The organism is Pseudomonas fluorescens (assembly GCF_000967965.1).
In the GTDB taxonomy this organism is placed as follows: domain Bacteria; phylum Pseudomonadota; class Gammaproteobacteria; order Pseudomonadales; family Pseudomonadaceae; genus Aquipseudomonas; species Aquipseudomonas grandcourensis.
The window spans coordinates 78,986-96,269 of the sequence record NZ_LACC01000011.1; the positions used below are offsets into that span (position 1 = coordinate 78,986).

The window sequence follows — 17,284 nt, forward strand, 5'->3', positions numbered from 1 at the left end:
GTTAACAGCCTCGATACAACGCTTTATACCTCGGGGGAGCATGTGCTCCCCTTTTTTTCGCCCGAAATTCAAATCGCAGTCTTCGCCGAAGGCTGCGGTTTTCTGGATTCAGGACTGTTGCGTTCTGCACTCCACCAACCCTTTAACCTGACCCGAGACGGTCTGGTTCTCATCGCTCAGCCACTTCTCGAACCCGGCGCCAATCACCGGCCATTCCGAGTCCAGGATCGAGTACCACGCGGTGTCCCGATTTTGCCCTTTGACCACCATGTGCTGGCGGAACACTCCCTCAAAACTGAAGCCCAGGCGCTCGGCCGCGTATTTGGAGCGGGCGTTGGCGTTGTTGCATTTCCATTCCAGGCGGCGGTAGCCCAGGGCAAAGGATTCCTTGGCCAACAGGTAAACCGCCTCGGTGCTTTTCGGCGAGCGCTGCATCGGCGCGCCGAAGGTGACGTGGCCGATTTCGATGCGGCCCTGGGCCGGGACGATGGACATCAGGCTGAGAAGGCCCTGGACCTCGCCGCTGGCGCGGTCGATCACGCTGAAGAAATACGGGTCGCTGCTGGCCGCGTGGTTGTTCAGCCAGTCGTTGAAGACGCTGCGCTCCGGGAAGGGGCCGTAAGGCAGGTAGTCCCAGAGTTTCGGGTCGGCACCGGGGCCTTGCAGGGCGTTGAACAGGTCGTCGCCGTGGCGCGCCGGGTCGAGTTTTTCCAGGCGGATGTAACGCCCTTCGATCAGTTGGGTCGTGGGGGCCGGGACGCCTTTCCAGTCGGCGAGTGAAATCGACATGCTGTTCTCCTTGAACCTAGATGGCTTTGCGAAACTGGATGAAACCCGGGCGTTCAGCGATGCGCTCGTAGAGCTGGATCGCGGTGGCGTTGGTTTCGTGGGTCAGCCAGTGGACCTTGTTGCAACCGTCGGCCTTGGCCGTGGCGTAGACGAACTCGATCAACTGGCGGCCGACGCCGGTGCCACGGGTTTCCGGGACCACCAGCAAGTCTTGCAGATAGCAGGAGTTTTCGATGGCCCAGTTCGAACGATGGTAGATGAAATGCACCATACCCACCGCTTTGCCGTCGGCCCAGGCGAGGGCGGCGTGGGTTGGCTCGCTCGGGTCAAGCATGCGCTGCCAGGTGTTATGGGTAACGGCCTCCGGCAATTCGGTTTTGTAGAAGCGCAGGTAGGCCTGCCACAGCGGCAACCAGGCCGCGTGATCACCGGCGGTGACTTGGCGAATGTCGATTTGACTCATGGTGACTTCCTTAGCGCATCAATTGGGCGAGGGTTTGGTCGTTGAAGTCGGGGCTGGCGGCCAGGCCTTCGCGCACGCCGGCGATATCGGCGGGGCTGCGGTTCTGGCTGAGCTTGCGCTTGCCTTCCAGTCGGTCGATGGGAATGGCGAAACCGACAATGGCCTTGAGCATGCCGTCGATGTAATCGGCGGGGGCATCGGCCACTGACCACGGTTGGGCGCGGCCAGCTTCATGGCGATCGGTGAGGGTGCTGACGATGTCGAGCAGCCGCCCGCCATCGCTGAAGGTTTCGGCTCGGCCATAGGCGTGTACGGCGACGTAGTTCCAGGTTGGCACGACTTTGCCGTGTTCGGCCTTGCTCGGGTAGAAACCAGGGCTGACGTAGGCGTCGGCACCGGCAAAAATCAGCAGGGCTTCGGCGCCGTCGCGCAGGTCTTTCCACTGTGGATTGGCTTTGGCCAGATGCCCGTACAACGTGCCGTTCGAGCCTTGTTCGCAATGCAGCAGCACCGGTACATGGCTGGCTTGCAGGCCGCTTTCACCGTGGGTCACCAATATGGCGAGACGGGTGGCGAGGATCAGTTCATGCAGTTGGGACAACTCGTCGATGGCAAAAGCACGTGGCGTGTACATGGAGATATTTTCCTTGGCGAATGCCTGCATCCTAGGCAGGCTATTGGTCTGTTGTAAGAGCCATTAATGACAAATTTCATGGGTCCATTGCGATGACTAGCGAACCACTGTCCCTGACCTTCAACCCCGCAGGTATCGAACTTGATCGTCGCCAGGGGCTGAGTCGTCAGCTCTACCAGGCATTGCGCACGCGTGTGTTGGACGGGCGACTGACCAGCGGTACGCGTCTGCCTGCCAGTCGTGATCTGGCAGCAGCGTTGGCAATTTCCCGTAACAGCGTGGTGCGCGCCTACGATCAGTTGTACGCCGAAGGGTTTATCGAAGGGCGAGTAGGCGACGGGACTTATGTCGCGCAATTGCCCCAGGCAACCGTGCCGGCAAAAAAACTATCCACAAAAGTGTCCACAGGGTTTTCAACAGGGTTACCCACAGCCTTATCCACAAATTGGCTCGATTTACCTGTGGATTCATCCAGTAAAGTTATCCACAACGACCCGTTGACCCGGGTCAAAAACAACCATTTGGCCACACCGCCGAGCGGTCCGCCCCGGGCATTTCGGGTCGGTGTTCCGGCGTTCGATCTGTTTCCATTCGAGGTCTGGGCCAAGCTGAATGCGGCTTTCTGGCGCAAACCGGATTTTCAACAGTTGTGCTACGGCGACCCGGCCGGCGATGCACGCTTGCGCGGGATGATCGCCGCGTATTTGCGCAGCTCCCGTGGCATGCAGTGCACAGCTGAACAAATTCTGATCACCAGTGGCGCGCAGCAGGGAATCAGCCTTTGTGCACAGTTGCTGGTGGAGCCCGGTGACGGGGTGGCGATTGAAAATCCGGGGTATCGGGCGGCCGGCCATGCCTTCGCCGTGGCGGGCGCTCGGCTGCACGGGGTAACGGTGGACAGCGAGGGCATCAATTGCAGCGAACTGTCAGCACTCGATGATTGTCGGCTGGCCTACGTCACGCCGTCCCACCAGTATCCCACCGGCGTGGTCATGAGCCTGGCGCGACGCTTGGAGCTGCTGGCCTGGGCCGAGCGCACCCAAGGCTGGATCGTCGAGGATGACTACGATGGCGAGTACCGCTACAGCGGCGCGCCACTGGCGCCTTTGGCTGCGCTCGATCGTCACGGGCGGGTGTTGTATGTCGGCACGTTCGGCAAGGTCGCGTTTCCGGCGTTGCGTCTTGGTTATCTGGTGCTGCCGCCGGGGCTGGTGCAGGCCTTTGCGCAGCGACGTGCGGTGGACGTGCGGCACTCCGAAGTCAGCACCCAAGCGGTGATGGCCGAGTTCATGGCGGCTGGGCATTTTCAGCGGCACATAAGGCGCATGCGGCGTGCGGCGCTGAGTCGGCGCAACACCTTGCTCAATGGTTGGCCGCAGGATATTCCAGGCGTCGGCAAGCTGCCCACCGTTGCCGCGGGACTGCACATGACCGTGCCGGTCGACAGCGTGGCCCGTGAACGCGAGCTGATCGAGTTGGCGAGCAGTGTCGATGTCGAGGTCAACGGCTTGAGCAGTTATTGGCTGCCGGAGTCCGCAACCCCGATGGATCAACGCGCCGGTCTGGTGCTGGGTTTTGCCGCAGTGCCCGAAAAGGCCATTGAGGCGGCGCTGCAACGGTTGCGGGCGGTGTGGCGTGCCGGCTGAAGCGCGCGGATTGGCGGTCCACGCGCTTATGGGCTTCCCGGTGTTGAACCAGGAGGCCAATTGGCGCTCCCGGGTTTACGAGAAGAACAGCGCACGAGCCAGTTGCGGGCTGATCTGGCTGCGATAGATGGCGATCACTTGTGGGTTGGTGGTGGCCGAGCGAGGGTCGTATGTGCCGGTCAGCAGTCGCTGATCCCGCAGTTTCAGATGTGCAGCGGTGAAGGCGTCGACCGGTGCGTCATGGCTGGCATAGTGGAAATGCGCATACCACAGCACTTGCTGGTTTCGACGCTCGCGAATTTCATATTCCTGCATGTAATCCTTGCGTAGGCCTTTGAGTCGGCGTCGATCACCGCTGCGCACAATGTAGACTTCATTTTTGCTTCGCAGCCACTGGACGCGGGTGGCCGTGGGTGGTTGCTGTTTGGTCATATCGATGCGTATCCGTTGACCCTCGGCGTACAGTCGATCATGTGCCTGGTTCAACTCCGCAGCCAGCTCTGTCGCGGCAACTTCGGGTTCATCGGTGCTGTTGGAGCTGATCAGGGATTGCTCCAGGGTCCTGGCACTCTGGTCGAAATGGTCGGCTTTTTGCTGGAACAGTTCCTCGACTTCAACCGGGATGCGACCGGGCTTTTTGGCACTCGCTTCGTTTTGCTGGATAAAGCTTTCCAGACCATCGAGCAGTGTCCGGCCATGGGCAATTTGAGTGTCGAGTGCCGGTGCTGGAATCGTCGGACGGCGACGTCTGGCCGGAACCCGTTCAAGCCAGACCCCGGGTGTTTTTTCGTGAAAGGTGGCGATGACTTTGCCGGTCATGGGCGCGCGCACATCAAGCAGAATCGGCTCTCCCGGTGCAGCGGAACGTACTTCGCCCACGACTGTGCCATTGAAGCGTGTTTTCACCACTCGTTTGCGCGATGCAGGTACAGGCCTGGAGGGTCCGGGGCGGGGTTCCTTGGGTGGTTCCTCTCGTAGCAACTGTGCCAGGTAGCCCTCGGTGTCCTGCTGGAATTCGCTGACCCGTTTGCGCAAGTGCTTGAGCGGTTGTTCCTGTACTGCATCCTTGTGGTTGACGGTGAAGTCTTCGAAGGACTGATCGATGGCCTCGAACTGTTCAAGCATGCCGCTGAGGGCCTCGATGCGTTCACCTGCCACCCAGGTGCTTTCTTGCAGCATCAGCTCTTGCGAGGTCTGGATAACCAGATTGGTCGTGTCGAGCAGGCGTGCGAATTCGTTTCGGGCTTCGGTCAACGCAACGCTGTCACCTTCTTTGAGGCATACCTCGCGGGCTAGCGAAACCTGAAGCGCCTTGAGATCGTTCAAGCTGTAAGTCGGCAGTTTGGCTCTGTAGGTGCTGACCATTTCCGCAGCACTTCTACCCAGTCGACTCATCTCTTGGAATCGTGATTGAGCAAACTCGATTTTGCCGATCATGCCCTCGGTCAGGTCGATCATTTTTTGATAGGTCGCATGGTCGCCAGCCCCGCCTGCCGTTTCTTCAGCTTCCAGCAGCGCCAGGGTCTCCTGCAGGGTTTGGGTGAAGACTGGACTTTTTTGATCGAGCCATGTCTGGTTGAAATACAGCTGGGTGCCGAGCATCTCGACCATATCGGTGCGGAAACTGGAAACCGTATCGAGCAGGTTCAGCGATTTCAATTGTTCAATGGGGGCCGCGTATTGGTCGGTGCGCCGATCGAGTTTCTCGAGGAACTGCTGTTGAATGGCAGGCCGCGTCTCGTCGCTGGCGGCCTTCATTTGGTTGTAGGCATCCGTCAGTTCTGTGCGTGCGCTTTCGCGCTCGTTTTTGAATTCTGCCAACTGTTGTTTGAGCTCGGTGACGCGCTGGCGATTCTGTTGTTTCAATGCCTTGCGTCGACTCGACAAACCACCGCCCCGCAGACGCAGGCGTGTATCGACGAACCAATCACCCCGCTGATTGCTGATCAATGCAGGGCCGCTGCGTAGAGGCTGTTGCCGTGAGTCGATAATCGATACCTCACCGGTTTCCTCAACCGCCACTTCGAACCAGCGCTCACCGACCGGGGCGTAGTACCTGGTCCCGTGGCGATAGAGGTGGCGGTAGACACCGTTGTTGCTGTCGGGTGGGGTGAGTGGTTCGGGTCTGGTGATGTTGAAGCGGTCCAGGGTTTTCGCCAGGCTCAGGGCGGCACCTGTCAGCACGGATATTCGATGCTGTGAAGAAGCAGCTTCGCCGACGATATCGGGCACCTGAACAACGACAACAGGGGGGGATGCCGGTTTTTCCTCAACCTCGGTCGCTACCGTTGGCGAGGGCCTTTCCTCGATTCTGCGGGCAGTCGCATGGTGCGTACTGGCGTGATGGGCGAGCACCATGGCCAGGGTCAACAGCAGGTCGGTCATCGCTGTTTTCTGCTGTTGTCGGTCACCGTTCTCGCCGGTGTCCACGGTTTGTTGCAGGTCATCCAGTACCTGCCAGATCCAGGCGGCCGTGCCGACGGTGCGGCCGAGAAAGGGCAGCGCCGCGTTTAGAATCATCCACGCCGCTTGCTTGAAAGTCGCCCAGCGATTCTGCGCATTGGACACCGATTGCCGTTGCGCCAGTTCGACCAGCGCGTTGACGTTGGCCTTGAACAAGTTGGCCAGGTAATCAGACGCGACGACTCCGGTCCCCAGGGAAAGCGTGCCGCCCATCTGCAGCGGGGTCAGTGGGTCAGCCAGGAGTTGCGAGAGGGACCAGACCGAAGGCCGGTCACCGGTGAACACATAGTTCGCGTAGTTGGCGCGTACGCCATCCGGCAACCAGGCGAGCACCGATTGACGCAGTGTCGGCGTGTGTTTGATGGCATAGATCAGGTTGGCCGCTGTCGGGTACTGGCTCAATGGCTGGTCGAGCAGTGGTCGGTAGAGCAGGCAAGGGCCTTTGTCCATCTGCCGTGGGCCGATCACGAACATGTTGGTCACTTCGTCTGCAGAGGCATTGAGGCGCCAGCCGGGATTGAACGCCAGTGGGCGAATGACAACTTCCTGGCCATCCACCCAGCGGTTGGCATCAAGCACTTGGACCACGGCCGCGACATAACGGTAACCCCGTTCATCAATCCCGCCCTGTGCGCGAATCTTTTGCTGCAATGCCAGAAGCGGTAGCTCGACTCGTAAGTGGCTGGTGAACAGATTCTGGCGCCGCAGGCTCTCAAGTTGGTCGTCGAGCAGCTTGTTTTTGATCAGAGTCGGGTAGGTCTGGCCGATGTCGACGCTGGTGATCAACGCCTCCAGGTAACTCACCGTCAACCATGCCGGCAGTGCTGTGGCGCTGGTGCTGCGCACGGTTTTGTTGCCCAGCGGCAGGGCAATCAGGTTTTGCAGTGCCAGGTCGACCAGGCTCAGCGTGGTGCGCTCGGGCTCGACCAGCGGCACGAAGGCGCCCCAGACCACCACGCTATCGACCACGATCTCGATGTCCGCCAGATTCAGCTGTGCGGCATCGGCGTGCTCTTTGAGCATGGCATCGCGCAGCTGATCCAGGGCGAACTCGCGGATTGGCTTGATCCCGTCCTGAAACGACTGACCAGCGTTCTGATTCTGTACTTGTGCCAGATCCATCAGGTGACGGCTGTAAGCGGTGAGATCGCTGGACGAAGCGCTGGCCATCCAGTCCGGCAATGCTTGCTCAACCCGATTGAATCGAGAGGGTTTTTGTTTGTCCTTTGGGTCGAGTTCGTTCGTTGAGCGACTGATGTGCGGTGCCAGGTCGGGATTCACTGCAGCGGTATCGTTCGCCAGGGCGCCAATCGAGTCCGCCTGCAGGGCAATCAGGTTGCACGCCAGATGGTCAAAGTAATTGCCCTCCGGCTCGATCAGGCGCCATTGCAGGGCGCTTCGGGGTGCCGGTCCATCGGTGTACGTCAGCAAGGATTCGCCCAGTTCCTGCAACGAGTCGTATGTCTGAAATCCGTGGGTAATGGTGTGAGTAATGATGAGGTTGTGGGTGCTTTGGGTTCCGATCAGTACCGCCATGTCGAGGATGTTGAGGTGAGTCGAGACGCCGCCGCTCAAGCCGTCGAGGTCTATCAGGCATGCCCGCGAATGATAGGGGTCGTGAGGCCCGCGCGTGCTTTTGTCCGGGTCAGCGAACAGGTTGCGGGCCATAGCGTAACGGTCAGTGTCCCAGTTCGTGTTCGATTCGATGTTCCACAGTTCGCGCAGTGAGTTGGACAAGCTTTTCCACCGTGGCGCGGACGCTCGGGTGTACTGGTTCCAGTAGTCGACCTGTTGCTCTTGAAACGCGACAAACAGCAGCGGCGCCAACTCGTTGAGCAGCCGTCCGATGGCATCGATTCTGACGGGCAGTTGCGCCGGAGTCGGTTTCAGCGGTTGCAGCGTCAGGTAGTGCTCGCCATCGAGGTAGACCACGGGGGTGGCCTCTACACCATGGCGTACCAGCGCGTCGGTCAACGATTCAAAGCGGCGTGGTCCTGGGACGACACGCTGGTCATGAAAGCTCCAGGTCGGGGTAACCACCATGGCCAGGCGCGGGTCGATGTGCAGGTCCGGGTAGAGCGCTCTCAGGGCCGGTTGCAATGCATGGGTGGCGACCTCCCTGATCGAGGGGCCTGCCACCAATTGGGTAAGCAAGGCGTCCTGATCGGCTGAGAGATCGGGTGCGGAAGGAGAGGTGGAAGTATCGGGCATGGGTCACATCCTTTGTGGGGGCTGGCACTGTTGAGCGTTCGGTGTGCGATCCCCTGCAAGGTAGTGACGGGCAGGACGGCGTTGGCGGTAAATAAATATTGTGGGCAAAAAAAGACGTGCGCAAACGCAGGTCTTGATAACGACGGGGGCCGCGGATCGCCAGGTCGATCAATTCCGTGGCGTCCTTGTTCGGGTTCGGGTTCGGGTAACCCACTACGTCGTGGCCAGACGTACATAGTTAAACGTCGAAGTTGTGGTTGTGGTTGTGGTTGTGGTTGTAGTTGTAACAAAGTTATATGAAACACTTTCAGGATTGACCGGGCGCATCAATGCGCATAAATAATTATTGCGTAACGGAGGAAGTACTTGCGCTAGCGAAATCGATAATTGCTGTCGTATCTCCTTGTTGCCGTTTTTTAAGTTTATTTATCATTCGACCCTATGAAGTCATGACCTGAATTCTGGCGTTTTTTTGCTTGGGCTCATCAAGGAATATTTCTATGAAACATTTACACGCAAAGTGCCTGAAAGCAGCACTGGAAGCAACGAGGTGCCAGGGCCTGCGGCAGGTAACGGGCGACCACTTTACTGCAACGATTGATGGTGCTGCCTTTAACGCCGACGACGTTCAAGGTTTTATCAGTTTTGGTGTAAAGATTGTGGTGGGAGTCATTAATGAGGGAAATAATCGGCGATATATATCCGTGGCGGCGGATGAAGATCTTGGTGACGGAGAGCATGATGTAAGTCTCGATGGAAAAGTCACCATCGGCTATATGATAGAAAATGCCGGGGAGCCGACTCTGGAATATCCTGCGGAGTCTGGTCGAGCTCATATTTGTTGTGAAGGTAATCGGCAGGAATTCTCTGGCTCTTTCAATGTAACATTGATTGACGAATCGCCTTACAAAGAAATTGAAGCAACTTTCAAAGTGACCAATTTGCATCGCCTGGCCTGAGTTTGAACAATAAAACCTCCTGCCAGCAACGGCAGGAGGTTTTTCTGATCTCAAGTCCCGGACTTGATCTTGGTCCAGGCCCGGGTCCGCGCACGTTCGGCATCGCGCGGCAGCGGTTGCAGGGTGTAGAGCGTGCCCATCGCCGCATCGGTCGGGTACAGGTTGGGATTGTTGCGAATCGCCGGGTCGACCAGTTCCGTGGCGTCCTTGTTCGGGTTCGGGTAGCCGACGAAGTCACTGACCGGCGCAATCACCTGCGGCTGCAGCAGGTAGTTGATGAAGGTGTAGGCGTCTTCGGGATTTTTCGCCCCCTTCGGAATCGCCAGCATGTCGAACCAGATCGGCGCGCCTTCCTTCGGCAAACGCATGTCGACGACTACACCGTTCTTGGCTTCCTTGGCGCGGTTGGCGGCTTGCGAGAAGCTGCCGGAATAACCGACTGCGACACAGATGTCGCCGTTGGCAATGTCGGCCATGTACTTGGACGAGTGGAAGTAGGTGATATACGGACGAATCTTCATCAGCAGTGCTTCAGCCTTGTCGTAGTCCGCAGGCTTCTTGCTGTTGGGGTCCAGGCCGAGGTGTTGCAGGGCCAGCGGCAAGATCTCCGAGGGAGAGTCGAGCAGGGCGACGCCGCACTGCTTGAGCTTGCTGATGTTCTCTTCCTTGAAGATCAGGTCCCAGCTGTCTACGGGGGCGTCGGCGCCCAAGGCGGCCTTGACCTTGTCCGGGTTGAAGCCGATGAGGATGGTCCCGTACATGTACGGCACGGCGAACTTGTTGCCCGGGTCGTTGGCCTCGATCAGCTTCATCAGCTTGGGATCGAGGTGGTTCCAGTTCGGCAGCTTGCTGCGGTCCAGGGGCTGGAATACCCCGGCTTCGATTTGCTTGGCGAGGAACACGTTGGACGGCACCACCACGTCGTAGCCGGAGTTGCCGGTCAGCAGCTTGGCCTCCAGCGCTTCGTTGGTGTCGAAGATGTCGTAGACCAGTTTGGACTGGGCGTTCTGGGCCTTGAAGTCTTCCAGGGCCTTGGGCGTGATGTAGTCGAACCAGTTGTAGACGCGCAAGGTTCGCTCTTCAGCGTGTGCAGTGCCACTGATTAGCGTGGCGCACAGGGCTGGAAAAATAAAACGCTTAAGATTTTTCATTCTTCTACTTCCTCATTAAGCGCTTTCAAAACCTTCGAGAACGTTCACGGCATTGATGCCGATTTCTTCCACGGCATAGCCGCCTTCCATGACGAACAGCGTGGGTTTGCCGAGCGCCGCGATGCGCTTGCCCATGGCCAGGTAATCCGGGCTGTCGAGTTTGAATTGCGAGATCGGATCGTCCTTGAAGGTATCGACGCCCAGGGACACCACGATGATGTCGGCGCCGTAGCTTTCGATCTCTTTGCAGGCTTGTTCCAGCGCTGCGCTCCAGGTGTCCCAGCCTGAACCGGCGGCCAGCGGATAGTTGAAGTTGAACCCTTCGCCAGCGCCTTCGCCGCGTTCATCTTCATAGCCGAGGAAGAACGGGAACTCGGCTTCCGGGTGACCGTGGATCGAGGTGAACAGCACGTCGCCGCGCTCGTAGAAAATCGACTGGGTGCCGTTGCCGTGGTGGTAGTCGACGTCGAGGATCGCGACTTTTTTGTGGCCCTGATCGAGGAACGCCTGGGCGGCGATGGCGGCGTTGTTGAGGTAGCAATAACCACCCATCAAATCGCTGGCGGCGTGGTGTCCCGGTGGACGGCACAGGGCGAAAGCAGAACGGGCGCCGCGCTGGATTTCCGCTTGGGCGGTGAGGGCAACTTGTGCTGCGCTGTACGCCGCTTGCCAGGTGCCGGCAGTGATCGGGGCGCCGCCGTCGAAGCTGTAATAACCGAGCTGGCCGTGCAGGCTGGTGGGTTTGACCTGGCGTAAGGTGCGGGACGGCCAGGTGTAGGGCAGCAGGTCACCGTCGGTGTTGAATTCGGTCCAGCGTGTCCAGGCACCCTTGAAGAAATCGAGGTAGTCGCGACTGTGAATGCGCGCGATGGGCTCCAGGCCGAAATTCTTTGGCGCTTCGACTGGACCAAGGTTCTGGTTCTGCACGCGTTGCAGCACATGATCGGCGCGCGATGGCATCTCGAAGCACGGCTTGAGCTGGCCGTCGATGAGTTCGCAGCGGCCATGGTGCAGGTGGTGATCGTCAGAGTAGATCGTCAGCATTTCTTGTTCTCCGCAGGGCTGATTCGGTTGCCCCCAGTGTTGCGGCGCACGGCGAATCGGAGAACGGCAGGAAAGGCCAAAAGGGGATCGATATGGCCAAAACATTTGACCGAAATTCGCCCCTTGCTCCCGCAGGATTATCCGTGTGGCCGAAACTGGCTGGGCGCCACACCACTCCAGCGCACAAACGCATGGCGAAAACTCGCGGTCTCGCTGAAGCCCAACGCCTCGGCAATCTGATAGATCGGCAATTGATCTTCGCAAAGCATTTGCTTGGCCTGCTCGAAGCGCAGTTCGTCGAGCAGTTCCTGATAGCTGCAACCCATGTCCTTGAGATGCCGGCGCAAGGTCCGCGCCGAACAGTTCATTTGCTCGGCCAGCCCCTCTAGCCCGGGCGCGGCATTCAATTGCGCGCTGAGCAATTGGCGGATCCGTCCCAGCCAGGCTTGGCGTCCGGTGAACTCGATATTCTGTTTGCGGCAGCGTTCGGCCATGGCTTGATGGGTGATGACATCGGCCAGTGGCAGTGGCTGGTCGAGCCAGCGCTTGTCGAAGGCGAAGGCGTTGTTCCTCGCGCTGAAGTGCACTGGGCAGTTGAAGTGTTCGGCGTAGGTCGCTTCGTAGTCGGGCGCGGCATGTTCGAAGCGTGCGCCGAGCAAGGGCAGGGAATGGCCGAGCAGATCGTCGCAGGTGACTTTCAGCGACACCAGGCAGAACTCGGCGTTGAACACCGCCATGGCCGGGCTCTCGCGGTAATCGGCGGCGGCGAACCAGATGCGCTCGCCATCGTCTTCCAGGCTCAGTTCGAAAAGTGTTCCCAGCAGCGCCGGATAGCGCATTGCCAGACGCAAAGCGTCACCGAAGGTGGCACTGGTGAGCAGGGCGTAACCGAGCATGCCGTAGCAGGAAACGTGCATCCGCCGACCCAGTTCCAGGCCGATGTCACGCTTGAGGGCAACGGCGTTGGCACAGACCTGCATTTCCTGATTGGTGGTGATGCGCGTGTCGGCACGGTTCAGATCCGCCGCACTGATGCCGCTACCGGCCAGCAGCGCTTCGCTGGACAAGCCTTGTGCCTTGAAGGCATCGAGCACCAGGGAGACCGCGTTGAGCGTGGTGAGGTGGGAGTGGAGCATGAGGACTTCCAGCCTTGGGATGGCTGGAGCGCAGCAAGTTGTATGCCGGGTGATGCCCCCTGTGGGAGCGAGCCTGCTCGCGATAGCGATCTACCATTCACATTGATGTGACTGATCCACCGTTATCGCGAGCAGGCTCGCTCCTACAAGTGTGGTGTGGTGTCAGCTCAGTTCGCCGCACAGGTCGAGTTCGACAAGCCGACGGACTTCGCCCGTTTCAAGCCCCGCACCCAACAACCCATGCAATTTGCCGAACGCCGCTTCACGGGTCATGCCGCCACCGGACAACACGCCCACACCGCGCAAGCGACTGCCGGCTTCATAGACGTCCAGTTCAACCCCGCCTTCGTGGCATTGCGTGACGGCTGCCACGACCACGCCGTTGTCCCGCGCACGTGCGAGGCTGGCGAGAAACCCGGGGTTGTCGCTCGGGCCGGTGCCGCTGCCGTAGCACTCCAGCACCAGGCCCTGAATGCCGCTGTCGAGCAAACCATCCAGCACCTCGGCGCTGATGCCGGGAAACAGCGGCAGCACCGCGACGTTCGCCAATTGTTTGGGCTGGTTGTAATTCAGCTGCGACGGAACCGAAGTCGCCTTCACTCCGCCGCCATGACGCTCCAGGCGCTTGAACGGATGCCGACCAAAACTGCGCACTTTGGCGCAACGGGTCGGGTCCAGCAGTTCGCCGTGGAAGTACAGATGCACGCCCGGCGCCAGGCCCTGGCCCAGTGCAACCAGCGCACCGCCGAGGTTTTCCCAGGCGTCGCTGTCAGTGACGCCGGCCGGCAGCATCGAGCCGGTGAAGCACACGCGGGCATGCAGGCCGAGCAACTGGAAACTCATGGCGGCCGCGCTGTAGGCCAGGGTGTCGGTGCCATGCAGGATCAGCACGCTGTCGCAGCCCTGAACATCCACCGCATCGACCACTGCTTCACGCAACTGCTGCCAGTACGTCGGCGTCATGTTGGCGCTGTCGATAAGCGGCGACATCTCGCGAAAGCGCCATTGCGGCACCACCAGTTCAGGCTGGCTGTGCAGATAGTCGCGCATTCGCGCTTCGAAGCCCGACGCCGGAGCCAGGCCGTTGGCACTGGCCTGCATGCCGATGGTGCCGCCGGTGTAGAGCACCATCACGTGCTGGGCGGCAGGGTAGGTCGACGAATTCATGAGGATTCTCCGAAAGGAAGAGTTCCTGTGGGAGCGAGCAAGCTCGCTCCCACAGTTTTTCGAACTTTAACTGACGGGCGCTGGGGGCGCGCCTGTCATTTCACCTGTCAGCGTTGCGCTGCGGGTACACCTTGCGGCTCAACTTCAGCCTTGCCGACTGCGGCAGGCGGGTTGGCCGGCCACGCCTGGCGATCCAGGTCCAGATCCGGGAACTTGGCGGAGTCGAACACCGGAGTCTTGATGCCAGCGGCGCGCTGGTCATCGTAGTCACGCAGGATGCGCATGCCGACCTTGAACAGCAGGAACAGCGCGATCAGGTTGACGAACGCGAGCATGGTCATGGTGATGTCGGCGAAGGCAAATACGGTGCCGAGGTTTTCGATGGCGCCCCAAAAAATCAGCACCAGTACCAGCGCGCGATAGCCCATCAGTGCCTTGCGGTTTTCACCGATCAAAAAGCGCAGGTTGCTCTCGCCCAGGTAGTAGTTGTAGAGGATCGAGGTGAACACGAACAACGCCAGGGCCACGGAGATGAACATCCGGCCCCAGTCACCGACTACGGCGGCCAGCGAGTTCTGGGTCAGGGCAATGCCGTCGCCTTCGAAGCCCGGGGTGTAGAAGCCGGAGAGCAGGATCAGCAGCGCGGTGCAGGTGCAGATCACGAAGGTATCGAGGAACACGCTGAACGCCTGAACCACACCTTGTGCCACCGGGTGCTCGACCGCCGCGACAGCCGCCACGTTCGGCGCACTGCCCAGGCCTGCTTCGTTGGCGAACACACCACGCTTCACGCCCATGACGATGGCGCTGCCGATCAGGCCGCCGAAGGCCTGATCCAGACCGAAGGCGCTCTTGACGATGGTCATCAGCATGCCCGGCACATGGTCGAACTGCAGCACGATCACGTAGAGGGTCACGCCGATGTACACCAGGGTTTTCACCGGCACCAACAGGTCGGCGACCTTGGCGATGCGCTTGATCCCGCCGATGAACACCAGACCCAAAAGCACAGCCAGACCGATGCCGGTGTAAGTGGTGTCGAGGCCGAACGCGTTGTTCAACGAGTGCGTCACGGCGTGGGCTTGCAGGCCGTTGAAGGCGAAGCCGAACGTCACCAGCAACAGGAACGCCATCAGCATGCCCAACCAGCGTTTTTGCAAACCATGCTGGATGTAATAGGACGGGCCGCCACGGAACTGGCCTTCGGAATCGCAACGCTTGTAGAGCTGGCCGAGGGAGCATTCGAAGAAGCTGCTGGACATGCCGACCAGCGCGGTCACCCACATCCAGAACACAGCACCCGGGCCACCGAGGGTCACGGCAATGCCGACCCCGGCGATGTTGCCCGCACCGACGCGGCCGGCGAGGCTGAGCATCAGGGCCTGGAACGAACTGAGTTGCCCGGCGCTGCTTTTGAGGCTGTCGCGGAACACCGCGAACATGTGGAAGAAGTGACGCAATTGAACGAAACGCGAGCGGATCGTGAAGTAGCTACCGAGCCCGACAATGAGCACGATCAGTACTTTCCCTGAGAGGAAGTCGTTAATGACTTCGAGCATGGATTATTCCTCGCTGTTTTTTGTGTAGGCAAATGCTCGCCGGGCAGACACATCGAGTTACACCCCTTGGCGCACGGCACAATGGGCGGTTCGACGTTCGTCCCGGTTTCATATCGCGGGTTTGTTATTAGTTCGGGTTTCGCATGGGTTGTGGCCTCGCTACCGACGACCGCTCATGCGAAGAGGGGCGGCACTATACCGATGACAGTGCCGTTCGTCTGCACGGTTGTGGTGCATTCGGTGAAGCGAAGCCTTTGAAACACCTGACATTTTTTTGTCAGGCTCTTGTGGGAGCGAGCCTGCGCGCGATGCGGTCACCACGGTTTACAGCTACACCGCGTAATCGTTCATCGCGAGCAGGCTCGCGCCCACAGAAGACGTTTGTCCTTTTAAACAGTTAAAAAAAAGGGCCTGGAGACTAATCTCCAAGCCCTCAAAAGGTGAGAGGTGTCTAGTCCCTCGACCTGGTGAGCGGTGCTACAGGTAACGCGTCGGGTTATGCCTTCAAAGGCACCAGACGCGGAGCAATCATGTTTTCCGGGCGCAGGATGTCGGCGAGCATGGCTTCGTCGAGCAAACCTTCTTCGCGCACCAGTTCCAGCACGCCGCGGCCGCTTTCAAGGGCAAGGCCGGCGATGCGGGTGGCGTTTTTGTAGCCGATGTACGGGTTCAGTGCGGTGACCAGGCCGATCGAGTGCTCGACCAGTTCACGGCAGCGTGCTTCGTTGGCGGTGATGCCGACGATGCAGTGCTCGCGCAGCATGTCCATGGCGCGTTGCAGCAGGCGGATCGAGTCGAAGATCTTGAAAGCGATCAGCGGCTCCATCACGTTCAGTTGCAGCTGGCCGCCTTCGGCCGCGATGGTCAGGGCCAGGTCGTTACCGATGATCTGGAACGCCACCTGGTTGACCGCTTCCGGAATAACCGGGTTGACCTTGCCTGGCATGATCGAACTGCCTGGCTGACGTGCCGGCAGGTTGATCTCGTTGATGCCGGTGCGTGGGCCGCTGGACAGCAGGCGCAGGTCGTTGCAGATCTTCGACAGCTTGACCGCGGTACGCTTGAGCATGCCGGAGAACAGCACGAAGGCGCCCATGTCGGAGGTGGCTTCGATCAGGTCGGCGGCCGGTACCAGCGGTTGACCGCTGATCACTGCCAGACGCTGAACGGCCAGGTGCTGGTAACGCGGGTCGGCGTTGATGCCGGTACCGATCGCGGTGCCGCCCAGGTTCACTTCGGTCAGCACTTCCGGAGCCAGGGTTTTCAGGCGTGCCAGGTCTTCGCCCAGGGTGGTGGCGAACGCACGGAATTCCTGACCCAGGGTCATCGGAACGGCGTCTTGCAGCTGGGTACGCCCCATCTTCAGGACGTGGTTGAATTCTTCACCCTTGGCCGCGAATGCCTGAATCAGGCTGTCGAGGCTGGCCAGCAGGGCGTCGTGACCCAGCAACAGACCCAGGCGGATAGCCGTTGGGTAGGCGTCGTTGGTCGACTGCGCCATGTTGACGTCGTCGTTCGGGTGCAGGTACTGGTATTCGCCTTTCTGGTGGCCCATGGCCTCCAGAGCGATGTTGGCGATGACTTCGTTGGCATTCATGTTGGTCGAAGTGCCAGCGCCGCCTTGAATCATGTCCACCACGAACTCTTCGTGGAAGTCGCCGCGGATCAAACGTGCACAGGCTTCGCTGATGGCGGCGTGCTTGGCTTCGCTCAGGTGACCCAACTCACGGTTGGCGTCTGCGGCGGCCTGTTTAACCATGGCCAGACCGACAACCAGTTTCGGGTAGTGCGAAATCGGAACGCCCGAAAGGCGGAAGTTATTCACCGCTCGCAGGGTCTGGATACCGTAATACGCTTGAGCCGGTACTTCGAGGGCGCCAAGCAGGTCATTTTCTGTGCGGAATGATGCAGCGGAGGACATGATAGAAATCATCTCAATATGGACCCGGTCTGTGCCGGAACGCTGCGAATGCTAGGCCTGTGGAGAATTTTGGGCCAATGCTGTTAAACACTAGGCTATGCATATTCGGCATAATGCCCGTGTGACGCCGGCTTGACGGCG

At 59.7% G+C, this 17,284-nt stretch carries 12 protein-coding genes; 2 read left to right on the forward strand and 10 right to left on the reverse strand.

Features of this window, described 5'->3' with window-relative positions; translation table 11 throughout:
• Positions 1 to 108 precede the first annotated feature (108 nt).
• From VC35_RS07370 to VC35_RS07380, 3 genes are read right to left on the reverse strand one after another with little or no spacing between them, the layout of a single operon-like run.
• Positions 109 to 789, reverse strand: a complete 681-nt coding sequence (locus VC35_RS07370) for a GNAT family N-acetyltransferase (RefSeq protein ID WP_046038872.1) — start codon at positions 787 to 789, stop codon at positions 109 to 111.
• Positions 790 to 805: 16 nt separating this feature from the next.
• Positions 806 to 1,252 carry a GNAT family N-acetyltransferase gene (locus VC35_RS07375; RefSeq protein ID WP_046038874.1) on the reverse strand — a complete coding sequence of 149 codons (447 nt, stop codon included), beginning with the start codon at positions 1,250 to 1,252 and terminating at the stop codon, positions 806 to 808.
• 10 nt (positions 1,253 to 1,262) lie between these two features.
• Positions 1,263 to 1,886 (reverse strand): FMN-binding negative transcriptional regulator, encoded by a 624-nt coding sequence (locus tag VC35_RS07380; protein WP_046038875.1) that lies wholly within the window; start codon positions 1,884 to 1,886, stop codon positions 1,263 to 1,265.
• Between the two features lie 92 nt (positions 1,887 to 1,978).
• Here VC35_RS07380 and pdxR point away from each other — a divergent pair, with 92 nt between their 5' ends.
• Positions 1,979 to 3,532 carry a MocR-like pyridoxine biosynthesis transcription factor PdxR gene (pdxR, locus tag VC35_RS07385; protein ID WP_046038877.1) on the forward strand — a complete coding sequence of 518 codons (1,554 nt, stop codon included), beginning with the start codon at positions 1,979 to 1,981 and terminating at the stop codon, positions 3,530 to 3,532.
• A 75-nt stretch (positions 3,533 to 3,607) separates the two neighbouring features.
• Here the strand turns inward: pdxR and VC35_RS07390 are convergent, their stop codons facing one another.
• Complete coding sequence (locus tag VC35_RS07390; protein WP_046038879.1) at positions 3,608 to 8,206, reverse strand: DUF6543 domain-containing protein; 4,599 nt, start codon at positions 8,204 to 8,206, stop codon at positions 3,608 to 3,610.
• Positions 8,207 to 8,706: 500 nt separating this feature from the next.
• Between VC35_RS07390 and VC35_RS29485 the strand changes: the two genes are divergently transcribed.
• A complete protein-coding gene (locus VC35_RS29485; protein WP_185754755.1) occupies positions 8,707 to 9,165 on the forward strand; it encodes a hypothetical protein in 459 nt (152 codons plus the stop codon).
• A gap of 50 nt (positions 9,166 to 9,215) precedes the next feature.
• Here VC35_RS29485 and VC35_RS07400 read toward each other — a convergent pair whose 3' ends face one another.
• The 6 genes from VC35_RS07400 to VC35_RS07425 all read right to left on the reverse strand — a co-directional run bounded on the left by VC35_RS07400 (position 9,216) and on the right by VC35_RS07425 (position 17,143).
• On the reverse strand, positions 9,216 to 10,316 hold the full coding sequence (locus VC35_RS07400) for a polyamine ABC transporter substrate-binding protein (protein ID WP_046038883.1): 1,101 nt from the start codon (positions 10,314 to 10,316) through the stop codon (positions 9,216 to 9,218).
• A gap of 15 nt (positions 10,317 to 10,331) precedes the next feature.
• On the reverse strand, positions 10,332 to 11,360 hold the full coding sequence (locus VC35_RS07405) for a histone deacetylase family protein (protein ID WP_046038884.1): 1,029 nt from the start codon (positions 11,358 to 11,360) through the stop codon (positions 10,332 to 10,334).
• 137 nt (positions 11,361 to 11,497) lie between these two features.
• The gene (locus VC35_RS07410; RefSeq protein ID WP_046038886.1) at positions 11,498 to 12,496 is read right to left on the reverse strand and encodes an AraC family transcriptional regulator; all 999 of its coding nucleotides are present in this window, start codon (positions 12,494 to 12,496) and stop codon (positions 11,498 to 11,500) included.
• 162 nt (positions 12,497 to 12,658) lie between these two features.
• Positions 12,659 to 13,663, reverse strand: a complete 1,005-nt coding sequence (locus VC35_RS07415) for an asparaginase (protein ID WP_046038889.1) — start codon at positions 13,661 to 13,663, stop codon at positions 12,659 to 12,661.
• A 107-nt stretch (positions 13,664 to 13,770) separates the two neighbouring features.
• Positions 13,771 to 15,222, reverse strand: coding sequence for an alanine/glycine:cation symporter family protein (locus VC35_RS07420; protein WP_046038890.1), 1,452 nt, complete (start codon positions 15,220 to 15,222; stop codon positions 13,771 to 13,773).
• Between the two features lie 496 nt (positions 15,223 to 15,718).
• Complete coding sequence (locus VC35_RS07425) at positions 15,719 to 17,143, reverse strand: aspartate ammonia-lyase (RefSeq protein WP_046038891.1); 1,425 nt, start codon at positions 17,141 to 17,143, stop codon at positions 15,719 to 15,721.
• Positions 17,144 to 17,284: the final 141 nt, after the last annotated feature.